The sequence below is a fragment of the Aeromonas enteropelogenes genome (genome assembly GCF_020097295.1).
GTDB classification, from domain to species: domain Bacteria; phylum Pseudomonadota; class Gammaproteobacteria; order Enterobacterales; family Aeromonadaceae; genus Aeromonas; species Aeromonas enteropelogenes.
The window spans coordinates 1800373-1814824 of record NZ_CP083625.1; the positions used below are offsets into that span (position 1 = coordinate 1800373).

General features: G+C 59.8%; 13 protein-coding genes. 4 read left to right on the plus strand and 9 right to left on the minus strand.

Annotation, left to right across the window (positions count from 1 at the left end; translation table 11 throughout):
* Nucleotides 1–119 precede the first annotated feature (119 nt).
* Together LA321_RS08505 and ydiK are read left to right on the plus strand one after the other, a co-directional pair.
* A complete protein-coding gene (locus LA321_RS08505) occupies nucleotides 120–1517 on the plus strand; it encodes a phosphatase PAP2 family protein (protein ID WP_042070338.1) in 1398 nt (465 codons plus the stop codon).
* Entirely contained in the window at nucleotides 1514–2605 is a 1092-nt protein-coding gene (gene ydiK, locus LA321_RS08510) for an AI-2E family transporter YdiK (RefSeq protein ID WP_042070339.1), read from the plus strand. Before LA321_RS08505 ends, ydiK begins: the two co-directional genes overlap by 4 nt.
* A gap of 305 nt (nucleotides 2606–2910) precedes the next feature.
* Here the strand turns inward: ydiK and LA321_RS08515 are convergent, their stop codons facing one another.
* Complete coding sequence (locus tag LA321_RS08515; protein WP_082043375.1) at nucleotides 2911–3516, minus strand: superinfection exclusion B family protein; 606 nt, start codon at nucleotides 3514–3516, stop codon at nucleotides 2911–2913.
* A 462-nt stretch (nucleotides 3517–3978) separates the two neighbouring features.
* Between LA321_RS08515 and dhaR the strand changes: the two genes are divergently transcribed.
* On the plus strand, nucleotides 3979–5874 hold the full coding sequence (dhaR, locus tag LA321_RS08520) for a dihydroxyacetone kinase operon transcriptional regulator DhaR (protein ID WP_042070361.1): 1896 nt from the start codon (nucleotides 3979–3981) through the stop codon (nucleotides 5872–5874).
* An 87-nt stretch (nucleotides 5875–5961) separates the two neighbouring features.
* Here the strand turns inward: dhaR and LA321_RS08525 are convergent, their stop codons facing one another.
* The 7 genes from LA321_RS08525 to LA321_RS08555 all read right to left on the minus strand — a co-directional run bounded on the left by LA321_RS08525 (nucleotide 5962) and on the right by LA321_RS08555 (nucleotide 13075).
* Nucleotides 5962–7044 (minus strand): glycerol dehydrogenase, encoded by a 1083-nt coding sequence (locus LA321_RS08525; protein ID WP_042070340.1) that lies wholly within the window; start codon nucleotides 7042–7044, stop codon nucleotides 5962–5964.
* A gap of 136 nt (nucleotides 7045–7180) precedes the next feature.
* Nucleotides 7181–7897, minus strand: a complete 717-nt coding sequence (gene dhaM / locus LA321_RS08530; protein WP_042070341.1) for a dihydroxyacetone kinase phosphoryl donor subunit DhaM — start codon at nucleotides 7895–7897, stop codon at nucleotides 7181–7183.
* 2 nt (nucleotides 7898–7899) lie between these two features.
* Nucleotides 7900–8529 carry a dihydroxyacetone kinase subunit DhaL gene (gene dhaL, locus LA321_RS08535; RefSeq protein ID WP_042070343.1) on the minus strand — a complete coding sequence of 210 codons (630 nt, stop codon included), beginning with the start codon at nucleotides 8527–8529 and terminating at the stop codon, nucleotides 7900–7902.
* A 9-nt stretch (nucleotides 8530–8538) separates the two neighbouring features.
* Nucleotides 8539–9609 carry a dihydroxyacetone kinase subunit DhaK gene (dhaK, locus tag LA321_RS08540; protein WP_042070344.1) on the minus strand — a complete coding sequence of 357 codons (1071 nt, stop codon included), beginning with the start codon at nucleotides 9607–9609 and terminating at the stop codon, nucleotides 8539–8541.
* A 230-nt stretch (nucleotides 9610–9839) separates the two neighbouring features.
* Nucleotides 9840–11198: an NCS2 family permease gene (locus tag LA321_RS08545; protein ID WP_026458174.1), complete on the minus strand. Its 1359-nt coding sequence runs from the start codon at nucleotides 11196–11198 to the stop codon at nucleotides 9840–9842.
* Nucleotides 11199–11500: 302 nt separating this feature from the next.
* The gene (gene cspE, locus LA321_RS08550) at nucleotides 11501–11713 is read right to left on the minus strand and encodes a transcription antiterminator/RNA stability regulator CspE (RefSeq protein WP_026458175.1); all 213 of its coding nucleotides are present in this window, start codon (nucleotides 11711–11713) and stop codon (nucleotides 11501–11503) included.
* Between the two features lie 459 nt (nucleotides 11714–12172).
* Nucleotides 12173–13075, minus strand: coding sequence for a cation diffusion facilitator family transporter (locus LA321_RS08555; RefSeq protein ID WP_042029080.1), 903 nt, complete (start codon nucleotides 13073–13075; stop codon nucleotides 12173–12175).
* A 421-nt stretch (nucleotides 13076–13496) separates the two neighbouring features.
* Between LA321_RS08555 and LA321_RS20225 the strand changes: the two genes are divergently transcribed.
* Complete coding sequence (locus LA321_RS20225; RefSeq protein WP_019445191.1) at nucleotides 13497–13622, plus strand: hypothetical protein; 126 nt, start codon at nucleotides 13497–13499, stop codon at nucleotides 13620–13622.
* A gap of 74 nt (nucleotides 13623–13696) precedes the next feature.
* Here the strand turns inward: LA321_RS20225 and LA321_RS08560 are convergent, their stop codons facing one another.
* Nucleotides 13697–14440, minus strand: coding sequence for a substrate-binding periplasmic protein (locus tag LA321_RS08560; protein WP_042070346.1), 744 nt, complete (start codon nucleotides 14438–14440; stop codon nucleotides 13697–13699).
* Nucleotides 14441–14452: the final 12 nt, after the last annotated feature.

Below are 14452 nucleotides of genomic sequence, written 5' to 3' on the forward strand. Positions count from 1 at the left end.
TCGTGGCGGCGCAGGAGTGGGGGCAAGCCCGGGTTGGCAAGGGGCGACCGGTGCGATGGCATTGCCCGTTTGACGGATTTCTGGGAGGCTTGTCACCCAGCTTGTCTGAGTGACGGATCATGTTGAAAATCCTGTTGTTACTGTTGATTGCCCTGGGGGCCGGCCTGCCGGTGCAGGGGGCCGAATTGCCGCCGCAAACGGCGCCAAGTGCAGCCGTTTGTGCCATTCGGCATCAGGGCGACGTCTTGCTGGTGCAGGATCGCATCTCTTCCCGCTATAGCCTCAGTGGCGGTTATATCGACGAAGGGGAAACGCCCGCCCGGGCGGCGCTGCGAGAGCTTTATGAAGAGACCGGGCTTCCGGGTGAGGTGATAAAACCGCTGGGGCGCTGGCAGCGGGCGGAGATCTTCGCCTGCCGCACCCTGGCGCCGATAGTGGCGCAGCAAGGCTCGGGATTTGTCTCCCTCCTGCGGGCCCCCAATCTGGGTGGAGAGATCCTCAACGCCCGTCTGATTGCCATCGATAAGCTGCCCGCCGCAGAGCGCCGCTTTCCGGATCAGCTCGACTGGTTGCAGGGGTGGCTGGACGAGGTGCTTGAGAGCGAGGTGAGCTGGCAAGCGGACTTCGTGGCGCAGGGCAGTAGCCTGCACCGGGCCGAAATCCCCCTGATGGTGCGGTTGCAGCAGTGGCTGGGGCCTGATGTATGGTGGCTCTCGGTCAGCAACCTGTTTGGTTCAGGAGGCTTTCAGCTGGCCCTGATACCTTTGCTGCTGCCTCTGCTGGGTTGGCCACGGTTGCGCCAACTGCTGTTTGCCATGCTCTGGCTCGGCCTGCTGGTGCAGGTGGGCAAGGAGAGCATCGGCTGGCCACGTCCTTTCCATTTGTTGCCGGAGCTTGCGGCCAGCAGTGCCCAGGGATTCGGCATGCCGAGCGGCCACACCGCCTCGGCCATGGTGTTCTGGGGGGCGCTGCTCGGCTGGTTGTGGCCGGCGCACCGCTGGCGGGCCACCCTGCTGGCGCTGGTGCTGGCTCTCACCACAGGGTTGGCGCGAGTCTGGCTCGGTGTGCACTTTATCTCGGACGTGGCAGTTGGGCTGCTGCTTGGCGCCCTGGTGCTGGCGATGCGAAGCGCCTGGCGCCATGACGCCCGAGCCACTGGCTGGCTGGTGCTGACCACGTTTGCCTTGGTCAGCGCTGGCTGGGCCCAGTCGACCCATCTGGCCGGGATTGGCGTGGTTGCCCTCGGGCTTTGGCTGGGGGGAACCGCTTCGCTGGCGCGAGGTGGCCATCCTCCCTTGCTGACCGGTGTCGTCACGCTGGCAGGTGGCGCGCTTTTGGGAACCGGCCTGTGGGCCCTGCCGCTGCTTACCAGCAGTTCGCTGGGGATCCTGCTCGGCCAGCTGTCGCTCTTTTTCGGACTGGGGCTCTGGTTGAGCGCCGGTCTCTGGTGGATACTGTCTCTCCTGAATACTGACTCTCTACCCCGGGGAATGGGCCCCGATAAGGGAACGCTATGAATATGAAAAAAGTGGATCTGGCCAAGATAACCCTGGGGGTGCTGTTTATCAGCATCCTCATCATCTCCTGCTTCATGGTGCTGCGCCCCTTTCTGCCCGCGCTGGTGTGGGCCACCATGATCACCATCGCGACCTGGCCGCTGATGCTGATGGTGCAGCGCCTGCTGTGGGGCAAGCGCACGCTGGCGGCGCTGACCATGACGCTGGGATTGTTGCTGATGTTCGTCATTCCGCTGTTCATGACCCTGGCGAACGTGGCGGAGAAGGCGCCCATGCTGATCGAGCTGGGCACCAGTATCAGCCACTCGCCGCCGCCCGAGTTGCTCTGGCTGCAACAGATCCCGCTGGTGGGCGCCAAACTCTATGACTTCTGGCAGCAGATCCTGGCCAGCGGTGGTCAGGTGTTGTTTGCCAAGCTGGCCCCCTATTTTGGCCAGACCGCCCGCTGGCTCGCCTCCCAGGCCGGCAATCTGGGCCTGCTGTTTGTCCACTTCCTGCTGACCGTGGGGATCTGCGGTGTGCTTTATCACTCGGGGGAAATGGTCGCGACCGGCATCCGCCGCTTTGCCCATCGTCTGGCGGGGGAGCGCGGCGACAATGCCACCGTGCTGGCCTCCCAGGCGATCCGCGCTGTGGCCATGGGGGTGGTGGTGACCGCCATCGTACAATCCTCGGTGGCAGGTCTGGGTCTGTGGATTGCCGGCATTCCCTACACCATGGTGCTGGTGGTGGTGATGTTCATCCTGATCGTCGCCCAGATCGGCCCCTTCCCCGTGTTGTTGGCCTGTATCGGCTATCTCTACTGGAGCGGTGATACCACCTGGGGCACCTTCCTGCTGGTGTGGTCGCTGATCGCGGGCACCATGGACAACTTCCTGCGCCCCTTCCTGATCAAGCGCGGTGCCGACCTGCCCCTTATCCTCATTCTGGTGGGGGTTATCGGCGGCCTGCTGACCATGGGGATCATCGGTCTCTTTATCGGCCCGGTGGTGTTGGCGGTGGGTTACACCTTGCTGGATGCCTGGATCAAGGAAGGAGATCACCTGCCAGAGGCGACCGCCGTCGCTGCACCGCCCAAGGCTGAGTGACGATTCAGCCATAAATAGCTGATGCATAGAGCCGCCCAATGGGCGGCTATTTTGTTTATTACCGTCCCATGCAGGTTCGATTAGCGAAGCGTAATCGGATGATCGAGATGCTGCTGTCCCGAAGTTTCCGTGAGTCAACGGCATCTGTCAGAGGGGAAATACGGGTGGTCGTTATCGCGGGATAATCGATTTACGCGAATGTCCGATTACGCCTTACGGCTAATCGAACCTAACGACGCCAACAGCAACCGAGCCTAGCGAGGTACAGTGCACGAAGTGCGTGATGCAGCTTGGCCTTGTTAAATTTACCAACCATTAAACAATGACTCTTCTCGAAAAATAGAATTCATAAATGGTGGTCTATTACTTTTTAGAAACTCAATTTCTTGGTGAGACGGCTCGCCGTTTGGCAAATCAAGTAGATCGTAGGTTAAATTTTCTCTAACAAAATCTGATATCTTCATACTAAATAACATTCCAGCTACAGACCTTCTTCCATGCTGTCCAATTAGCTGAAGAATCCCCACATTTATTAAACCTGCTACAACAGGATGATCCATTGGTAGTTTAAGAGAGTTCTGTCCTTGCAAATAGAATTCTCTCAATACTGACTTTTCTGATGGATCAAGTTTGTTTAGGCGTTCTAAGGAAGACTTTTTAAATTTCCGAGAATAAATACTATCTGTAACCCTATTCCACATGTAACTAATAGATTCAATTGCAAGTAAAGTACCAGAGGTAAGAGCAGTGATACCGATATAAAGTCCGAATTTCTTTACAAAGTCGGCTAACTTCAGAGAGGTCAATGTTTCTTCGGACAAAAACAATAAAGCAAAAGAAACCGAAAATATAACCACGATAAATTTTGTTGGTAGTTTAGCTGCTTCTATAATTTTTCCAATCCATTCCACCGATTTCTCCTAAAAATTCAACAGTGATTAGATAGAAGGCGGTACTAATCCGTTAATAGAGCCTTCCATATAACTCCGGTTCGCCCTGAACGCCGCCACGAAAATACATTTTAAATCACAACATTACCGACCTGCATATTGTGCTGAACACATTCGTCAAACATTTCCCTTTGGCTCTGTTTTTCGCTACTGAGCAAAAATACACTTAAGGTGCGTCTATGGAAAGTGCTGCTCGGTCTCCTCTTTGTGAACAAGTCAGGAGTGTGATCGAGGTGACATATCAGAAGTGCGGGGCGATGCCGGAGTGCCGCGCCTTCTGCCACTGGCTTGGCCAGCAATTTGCCGGGGGCGAACCTGACCGGGATGAGGACGGGGTTGCCACCCTCTGAGGCAGGTCACTGAATCGGGCCTGCAAGAGTGGTTAAATGGTCGGCTAACATCTTGCCGGATATTGCTGTGACCATACCATCTGACCTTCAGCCACTGCAGCCCTGGCCTGACTATCTGCAGGCCTCCTGGCTGCGCTGTGCCCACCAGACCAGCGCGACACTCTGGCACCCGCCTCACTGCGCCAGGGGGCAGACTTTGCAAAGCCTGCGTCAGCGCAAGCGGGAGCTGCTCACCACCGGCGAGATGGCCCTCGAAGATCTCTACGAATTTATGGAAGAACGCCCCTGCGCCCTGCTGCTCACCGACGAGAGCGGCTGCCTGCTGGCCCGCACCGGCCACGGCGAGACCCTGAAGGCGCTCGATGCGCTGGGTTTTGGCCCCGGCGCCTTCTTCAGCGAGGGGCGCATCGGCACCAATGCCATCAATCTGGCAGCGCTGGAGGGGATGCCGCTCTGCGTCAGCGGCTCCCAGCATTTCAACCACACCCTGCACCCGTGGCACTGCTGCGCCAGCCCGGTTTACAACAGTAATGGCCGCCAGGTCGCCATCGTTGCCCTGATCTGCAAGGTGGAAGGGGCGACGGCGGGGGATCTGGCGCTCACCGTCAGTGCCGGCCGCGAACTGGCCCATCTGCTGCAGGCGGAGCGCCTGATGCAGGAGTCCCAGCACCATTTGAGCGAGCTTTACGCCCTGCTCGATGGCATGGATGACGGCGTGCTAGCCTGGGATCCCCAGGGCCGGCTGCGCTACCTCAACGCCCTGGCGGCCAGGCGACTGCGGCTTGAGCCGGATCTCTGCCTCGGCCAGCCGCTGGAGCTGCACCTGCTGCTGCCCCAGCGACTGCAACTCGCCATCAAGGGGCAGACGCCGCTCAGCCACGTGGAGGTGACGTTGGAGCGCACGGGCACAGGGGAGTTCATCAATGCGCTGGTGAGCCTCAAGCCGTTGCCCGGGCCGGATGGGGTCAGCTTTATCGTCCTGCTCCATCCGGTCGACAGGCTGCGCGCCATTCATCAGTTGCGCCAGACGGTGCCCGAGCTGTCGGCGCTGGTGGGGGAGTCGAGCGCTATGCGCAAGCTGCTGCGCTACGCCCGTCAGGCGGCTCAGGGGCAGGGGCCAGTCCTGCTGCGCGGTGAAGAGGAGGTGGGCAAGGCCCAGCTGGCCGAGGCCATCCATTTCGGCAGCGATCGGGCAGCCGGCCCCCTCGTCACCCTCAATTGTCAGGCACTGCCGAGCGAGCGGATGGCACTGGAGCTGATGGGCTCCGACGAAGCAGGGCAGGAGCGGGCCGGCAAGTTCGAGCTGGCCCACGGCGGCACGCTAGTGCTGGAACAGGTGGAATTTCTGCCTGCCCCCATGCAGGCAGCCTTGCTGCAGTTGCTCAAGACAGGTCGCATCCAGCGCTTCGACTCGGCTCGCGTGTTGCCGCTCAAGGTGCGGATTATCGCCACCAGCAGCGCGCCGCTGGAGCAGAAGGTGCAGGAGGGACGTTTCGGACGTCAGCTGCTCTATGCCCTGCAGGCGTGCGAGCTCTGGTTGCCGAGCCTGCGCGAGCGCACGGCGGATCTGCCCGGCCTTATCAGCCAGCAGCTGGCGGCGCAGGGGCGTGAGCCGGTGCGCCACTTCAGCCCGGCGGCCCTCGACTGTCTGCAGGCCTATTCCTGGCCCGGCAATCTGGGGGAGCTGCGCAGCGCCATCGAGCATGCCCTGCTTCACTCCAGCCAGGCGCAGATCCCGCCGGAGGCGCTGCCGGCCGCCATTCGTCATGGCTATCGACTGGTTGAAGACGAGGTGGTGGGGCAGCCGCTGCTTACCCTGGCCGAGCTGGAGCGCCAGGCCATCCTGCGCACCGCTCACGCCTGCAAGGGGCAGGTCAGTCTGATGGCCAGGCAGCTTGGCATAGGCCGCACTACTCTCTGGCGGCGGCTGAAAACCCTCGGTATCGATCCCGCCGACTACCACGGATAACGACTGTTCATCGGTCTGTGCCACCGGAAAGGCGCAAAACAACAAGGCCCCGCAATGGCGGGGCCTCTTCATATGGCCAGCGTGTCGTTACAGCCCCAGTTGGTGGGCGGTGACGATGGCCGCCAGCACATCCTCCGCGGTGACCTTGAACGGCATGTTGTGGATGGTCTCGCCCTCGGCGGTGGAGGCCCTGGCCACGTCCATCAAGCGTGCCATATCCAGCTCCTTGACCCCCATCATGTGCAGGTTGGTCGGGAGGCCCACCGAACGGCAGAAACCCAGCACTGTCTCGATCTCCGCCATGGGGGCATTCTCCAGCACCAGTTGCACCAGAGTACCGAACGCCACCTTCTCGCCGTGGTAGAGGTGATGGCACTCATCAAGCTGGGTCAGGCCGTTGTGGATGGCGTGGGCGGCGGCGAGACCACTGCTCTCGAAGCCGATGCCGCTGAGATAAGTGTTGGCCTCGATGATGTTTTCCACCGCTTTGGTGCAGAGCCCCTGTTCCACCGCCAGCTTGGCCTTGTAACCATCGGCCAGCAGGGTTTGGTAGCAGAGCTCGGCGATGGCCTGGGCCGCCAGGGTGGAAGCGCCACCGGCCATGGTTTGGCAGCCGGAAACCTTGTTGGCGCGCGCCTCGAAGTAGGTGGAGAGCGCATCCCCCATGCCGGAGACTAACAGCCGCACCGGCGCGCGGGAGACGACACCGGTATCCATGATGACCATGTCGGGGTTGGTCGGGATCATCAGGTATTCGCTGAACTGCCCCTGTGGGGTATAGATGACAGCCAGCGCGCTGGTGGGGGCATCGGTGGAGGCGATGGTCGGCACTATGACTACTGGCAGTTTCTGGTAGAAGGCGACAGCCTTGGCGGTATCGAGCGTCTTGCCGCCGCCGATGCCGATGATGACGTCAAAGGGCGTCTGGTTGCAGCGGGCCAGCAGCCGGTCGATCTCGGGGCGGGAGCACTCGCCGTTGAAGCAGTCGAACTCGGGCTGGATCCCGGCCCCGTGGCAGCTGGTGGCGACCGTGTCACCCACCAGTCTGGTGACGAAGGCATCGGCCAGGATCAACGGCCTGCTGCCGAGCGCCTTGACGTAGTTGCCGAGATTGGCGAGGGCCCCGTTGCCTTGTACATATTTGCTGGGGCTGATGATGATGCGATCCATTTTCTATCCCTCTTTCTGTGAGAATCGGGGCGAAGTGTCCGGGGATAGCCCCGGAGCACCTCGTCTTGAAAAGGCGCCAAATGTGCGGCGAATCGGGCCGATACGGCGCCTGAAACAGCAGACCGGTGAGCGGCGGTCAGTCGCCGAAACGCTCATCGGCAAGCTGCCGGAAGCAGGCCAGTGCTGCCTCGGCATCCTCTCCGCGGGCCAGCAGGGTCAGGCGATCCCCCTGGCGCACGTCGAGCATGGCGAGCCGGGTCAGGCTGCGGGGATTGGCTTCTTTCTCCCCCTTTTGCAGTTTCAGCTCGGCGGTGAAGGGCTTGAGGCTGGCCACCAGACGGGCGGCGGGGCGCACGTGCAGACCGTGGGCATTCTCTACCACCACTTCGCAGCTCAGCCAGCCTTGCTCGGCGGCCGGGGTTGGGTCGGCAGTGTCTTGAGACGCTTCGGTCGGCAGCATGGCCTGTTTCGGGCCCAGTGCCCCCAGCGCCTCGGCGGCCACCTCGTCCAGGCTGAGGCCGGAGCCGGCTGCCACCACGGCGGCCAGGGTGCCCTCGACCAGCGGGGCAGGGCAGAGTCGTACCCGTGCACTCAGCTCGGGGGGCAGCAGCTCGAGGGCGGTCTCGGCGCTCAAGAGAGCGCTGCCAAGATCCATCAGCACCAGCACGCCACTGCCGTCATCCGCTTCTTCGATCGCACTCATCACTGCGATGGCATCGGTTCCGATGGGGTGGTCGGGGTCATTGACCCCGGCCGCCAGCCGCAACCGGGCCGGGCTACCCAGCTGACCGGCCAGTTCCTGCAGACCGGCCGCCAGGGTGGCGCTGTGAGAGACAACTACGATTCCTATCATGTTTACAACCTCGCTCTGTCACGCAGGGCGGTCAACAGCAACAGGGTCGAGGTGGCCCCGGGATCCTGATGGCCTATGCTGCGTTCGCCGAGATAACTGGCGCGCCCCTTGCGGGCCTGCATCTGTATGGTGGACTCGGTGCCGGCAGTGGCGGCTGCCACCGCCTTGTCCAGCGCCTCGGGCAGCGGCAGACCCTGCTGCTCGGCCTGTTGCAGTGCAGCCAGGGCGGGCCACCAGGCGTCGCACATGGTCTTGTCGCCCGGCTCGGCGCGACCGCGGGAGACGATCCCCTCCACCCCGTCGCTCAACATCTTGCAAAGCTGGTTCAGGTTCAGGCTCTGGCAGGCATCGCTGCTGGCCGCGGCACGGATGAAGAAGGTGCCGTAGAGGGGGCCGCTGGCGCCCCCCACGGAGGAGAGCAGAGTCATGCCGGTGGTTTTCAGCACCTGGCCGATGTCCTTGTCCGCCACTGCCGGCAGCTTTTCGGCCACCTTGGCAAAGCCGCGCTGCATGTTGAGGCCGTGATCCCCGTCGCCGATGTCGGTATCCAGCGCGGTCAGGTAGTCGCGCTGATCGGTGAATATGTGCTCGCAGTCGAGCAGCCAGTTGACGATTTGATGCTTGCTTAACATGGACATTCCTTAGCAGCCGCGACGCAGGGCGGGGGTGTGAACGGGGGCATCCCACAGGGTCATCAGCTCGTCATCCACCTTGAGCAGGGTGATGGAGATGCCGGTCATGTCGAGAGAGGTGCAGTAGGGACCGATCAGGTTGCGCACCAGATGAATGCCCGCCTCTTCACACAGGGTGGCGAGCCGGCCATAGACGCCGTAGAGCTCGGAGATGGGGGTTCCCCCCAGGCTGTTGACCAGCGCGATGACCCGGTCGCCCTTGTTGAGCGGCTCGATAAAGGTGTGCTCCTCCTGCCAGCTGCCACTGGCGCGATCCCAGTGACGCAGGGTACGGCCATAGGGACGGTTGTCAGTCAGCTCCTTGAACATGTCGTCCACCAGGGCGTTGAGGTCGGTGAAGGGGCGGCGCTCGATGCCCGGCTCGCCATGGATGCCGACCCCGAATTCCACCTCGTTGTCGGCCAGGGTGAAGGAGGGCTTGCCGGCGGCCGGCACTGTGCAGGCGTGCATGGCCACCCCAATGGTGCGGCTCTGATTGTTGACGCGGCGGGCCAGGGCCTCGCAGCGCGCCAGGTCATAGCCCGCCTCGGCGGCGGCACCTACCAGTTTTTCACACAGCACTGTGGTGGCGACGCCGCGACGGCCCGCGGTGTAGAGACTGTCTTTGACCGCCACGTCGTCATCGATGAGGGCGAAGCCCACCTTGACCCCGTCACCGTGCAGCAGTTCGACAGCGGTCTCGAAGTTGAGCACGTCGCCGGTGTAGTTCTTCACCAGAAACAGCACGCCGGCACCGCCGTCGACCGCCTGCCCACACTCATACATCTGATCCGGCGTGGGCGAGGTGAAGATCTCGCCGGGACAGGCACCATCCAGCATGCCCTTGCCCACCAGACCGCCGTGCATCGGCTCGTGGCCGCTGCCACCGCCGGAGACCAGCGCCACCTTGCCTTGTACGGGGGCATCGGCGCGGGTGATGTAGTGGGGTTCGATACGGACCTTGAGCTCGGGATGGGCGGCAGCCATCCCCATCAGTTGTTCACGGACCACGGCATCGACGGCATTGATCAGTTTCTTCATGGCTCACTCCTTGGCTTGCCACCGTATGGTGGGCAAATGGTTGGTAGAGCCAGTCTAGCGAGAGAAAGCGGGAGAAAAATGACGGCCGTTCCGGTTCGGATCTGAAACAGCCTGAGGGCGCTGGTTGTTCCAAACTGAAACACCGACGGGTGGAATAAAGGGGAAATGTTAGCCGGGTCACAACCACGAAAAAGGGCCCCCGCAGGAGCCCTTTTCGATAACCGGAGGTATTAGATGGCCCAGCCACCGGCGTAGAAGATCACCAGCGCCACGGCGATGATGACGGTGCCGATGTTGAGCTTTTTCCACTCGGCGGCAAACAGGCGGCCAATCACCAGCGCCACGAAGCCCAGCATGATGCCGGTGACTATGTTGCAGGTCAGCACGATAAAGACGGCGCACAGCATGCCGGAGAGAGCATCGACCGAATCGCTGAAGTCCAGCTTGGTAACGTTGCCCAGCATCAGCAGACCCACGTACATCAGGGCCGGTGCGGTGGCGTAGGCCGGTACCAGATAGCTCAGCGGGGAGAGGAAGATCATCAGCAGGAACAGCACGCCAACCAGGGTGGCAGTCAGACCCGTCTTGCCACCGGCGGCAGTACCTGCGGCCGATTCAATGTAGACCGCGGCCGGTGCACCACCGACGGCGCCCGCCACCATGCTGCTGACGGAGTCGGCGGTCAGGGCCTTGCCGCCACTGATGATGTGGCCACGCTCGTTGATAAGGCCGGCCTGGCCAGCTACGGCACGGATGGTGCCGGTGGCGTCAAATACGGCTGTCATCACCAGTGCCAGCACGGTGGGGATGACCACCGGGTTGAGGGCGCCCAGCAGATCCATGCTGCCTACCAGAGAGCCTTTCTCGCCGGTCAGGCTCGGCATGGCGAAGAAGCCCTGCCAGGTCACTTTCGGGTCGAATATGAGGCCGAGGATGGAGATGGCGATGATCACCATCAGGATGCCGCCCGGCACCTTGCGGCGCTCCAGACCGAAGATGGCGGCCAGACCCAGTACCGTCATGATGACGGGGAAGGCGGTCACTTCACCGAGCTGGACCGGCAGACCGGCCCCTTCGTTCTTGATCACCATGCCGACGCCGTTGGTGGCGATCAGCAGCAGGAACAGGCCGATCCCGATGCCGGTACCGTGGGCGATGCCGGAGGGGAGGTTATCGAGGATCCATTGGCGCACACCGGTGACGCTGATCAGGGTGAACAGCACCCCCATCAGGAAGATGGCGCCCAGCGCCACCGGGATGCTCAGCCCTTGCCCCAGCACCAGGCTGAAGGCAGTAAAGGCGGTGAGGGAGATGGCACAACCGATGGCCATGGGCAACTTGGCCCACAGACCCATCAGCAGGGAGCCGAAGGCGGCGATCAAGCAGGTAGCCACGAAGACGGGACCCTGCTCGAAGCCGGCGGCACCCAGCATGTTTGGCACCACTATGATGCTGTAGACCATGGCCAGGAAGGTGGTCAGCCCCGCAACCAGCTCCTGACGCACGCTACTGCCGCGCGCAGAAATGGAAAAATAAGAGTCCAGAAAGCCGCCGTTCCCTGATTGGGCGGCCATATCTTGCTTTGCCATAACTAATCCTGAAAGTGTGAAGGAAATCGTTTGCGTTGGTGGCGCGCAAAATAGCAAGAAATCGCGACAAAAGCAGCGGATAACCCGAAATTTTCGTCAAGATCTCCACATAAGGAGCCATTCGGGATTTTTTTTCGAGCCAAAGCGACTCGAGCAGGAGAGGCATGTGTGATGCTGGTTGTCTGGTGGGAGGTTAAAGGAGTGACATATGGATAACAAAAAACCCGCCAAGGCGGGTTTTTTCAATGCTTGCAGTGTACTCAGCCAATGGCATGAGTCATCGCCAGACGGTTTGACCTGAATTACAGGGCAACGACGTTGGCAGCTGCCGGGCCTTTCTGGCCTTGTTCGATGGTGAACTCTACGCGCTGACCTTCTTCCAGGGTTTTGAAACCGTTGGACTGGATGGCGGAGAAGTGAACGAACACGTCCTTGCTGCCGTCAACCGGGGAGATGAAACCAAAACCTTTCTCGGCGTTGAAGAACTTAACAGTACCAGTCACTTTGTTAGACATAATAATTTCTCTTTAAATAGTGTTTGAAATGCCATTACGGCAGTCGGTGATTATTCGTCAGCAATACGTATGGGGAGCACTAAAGAAGGAGAATTATTTGACAGGAATTATAAAGATAACGCCTATTGTAATCACTGCTTTACTAAAATGTCTGCCTAACATAAACAGGTCTGAACTGCCGAACCATCGTGAAGGATTAGAACACTCTCCCATTTCTAAAGCAAACTTTATCTTGAAATCGCACATATGTAACAGCAAGTTTTCCTTGGTAGCGTCACAAAGATGATATTTTTCAATCGCATAGAGACAATGGGTAATGTTCTTGCATTTTCGAGAAATGCCATCACATCTCATTTTTCCTGTCAAAGGGAGTGGCGGATCATTTGCGCAGAAATGAAGTGGAAGGGCGAACAGGCGGGAGCAAGGCAGTAAGAAACCCAGCTCCGCCTGATAGGACCATCAGCAGGGGGTTGCCGCGAGAGCCCCGCTCTGTTCATCAGGTTCGACGTGGATCAATACGATGGCGTGCGGCAGCTGCTGCATGATGGCCTCCTCTATCCGGTCACAGATGGTGTGGGCTTCGCCGATGCTCATGGTGGTCGGCAGGGTGAGGTGAAAATCGATATGGCGACGACGACCCGCTCGGCGGCTGCGCAGATCGTGAAAATCGGCACCCGGTGGGCAGCAGTCGGTGATGATGCGGCTGGTCATCGCCAGTTCCTCGGGACTCATGCTGCGATCGATCAGGGGGTGAAAGGCTTCCATCAGCATGGCGATGGCTTCCTTGACGATAAACAGCGCGACACCGATGGCCACCAGGGGATCCAGGATGGCAAGAGAGTAGCCAAACAGGCTGGCCAGCCAGATACCGCCAAGCCCGGCAGCCACGCCGGCAGAGGTGAGCACGTCGGCCTTGAGATGAAGGGCATCGGCAGCCAGGGCGACGGACTCCTCTTCTCTGGCCACCTTGTAGAGGTACGCCGAGACGACACTGTTGACCAGAGCCGAGATCACCATCACCAGCACACCCCAGCCGATGCTCTCTATGGGGGAGGGGTTGAGCAGCTTGCCGATGGCTTCAACCATGATCCAGCCAGCGGCCAGCAGGATCAGCAGTGCTTCAATGACGCCGGAGACATTTTCAATCTTGTCGTGACCATAGGGGTGGTGCTCGTCGGGGGGCAGATCCGATTTCTTCACCGCAAACAGGGCGATCAGGGCGGCGACCAGATCCATGGCCGAGTGAATGGCTTCCGAGATGATGCTGACCGACCCGCTGATGAGACCGGCCACCAGCTTCATGATGATCAGGCTGATATTGGAACAGACGGAGACCAGGGCTGCGCGAGATTTTCGGGACATGATTCGGGTTCCTGACTCAATAACGGCATTTGCAAAGTGGTGCATTATATATTTCAGCCACCAAATAATCCGTGCCACTTTGTAATATTATGTTTCCGGTGATAGTGAGAATGCTTATTAAAATATTGTTCTTTGCAGTCACATATATTTCATCTGGCAAATGCATATAAATTATTTGGCGGTGTCATATCAAAATGACGATCGTTAATCGCGTTTTTTTATTGCCAGAACAGAACGATCGGAAAATTGTCGCAGCGGCAAGTTTGCGCGGAAACCGGGCTGGATCCCGGGGCATGGCGGGGGTATGCTGGCTCTGGTGATGGCCTTGCGCCATCGCACCAAGCGTACTGATGTTGATGATTCGGATGACATGCTGGCGCCCTCACGGGACCAACTGTCTGGGTAACATTTTTGGAGTTTGATGATGAGTAACAAAGAACATCACAACGGCAAAGATGCCAAGAAAAAACCGCAGATGTCACTGAAGGAAAAACGCGAAGCCAAGCGGCAAAAAGCCGAGCTGAAAAATGGCAGCGCAATGAAGTAACGCTCCTCTTGCTGTTGTTCCTCCGGAGCCAGTACAAAGCCAGCCTGTGATGGGCTGGCTTTTATGTTTGTGCGTCAGGGCGTGGCGCCGTATGTCTCGAATACTTTCAGATAGCGACCATCCTGCTTCATGGCTGCGAGCTGGCGGTCAAACAATTCCCGTGTGTCGGGTGAGCGAAACGCAAAGTGATAGATGGTGGGAGGGAACAGATCCGCCTGATTGATCTGGGCTCGTTGATAGCGTTCGCCGGAATGGGGATGGGTGATCAGCTGGTCCAGATAGTAGTAGAACACCCGCTCTTCCAGCACGATGGCATCGACTCTGCCACGCAGCAGCTGGTGTACCTGGCCTTGCTGCTTGGCAACCTCTTCATAGCGGGGATTCTGGCTGACCATGGTGGCAAAGTGTTCTCCCAGGATGACTTTCGCGCGCTGAAAAGAGGTGACTCTCAGGTGTCGCAGCTCATCCAGGGTGGTGACGGGGTGGTCGTACAGGGTAAAGACCCGGTTATGAAAGGTGATGACAGGTTGGGTCAGGAAGCGGCTATCCATCATGCCGGGTCTGACGTTGATGATGGCATCCAGTTTGCCGGACTTGAACATGCGAAAGGTGCGCTCCAGCGGCAGAAATTCGAACTGAAGCTGGTATTGGGTGCCGGTAAAGGCTTGCGTCAGCAGATCCAGTTCTATGCCACGCTTTTCCCCTTCGATGACATAGGGAGGAATGGCAAAACTGACTCCGACCCTGAGAGGTTTTGCCAGCAGGCATCCGGGGGCAAGGGCGATCAGCAACAGCAGGACATGGACAATCAGCTTCATCGCACCTCGTAC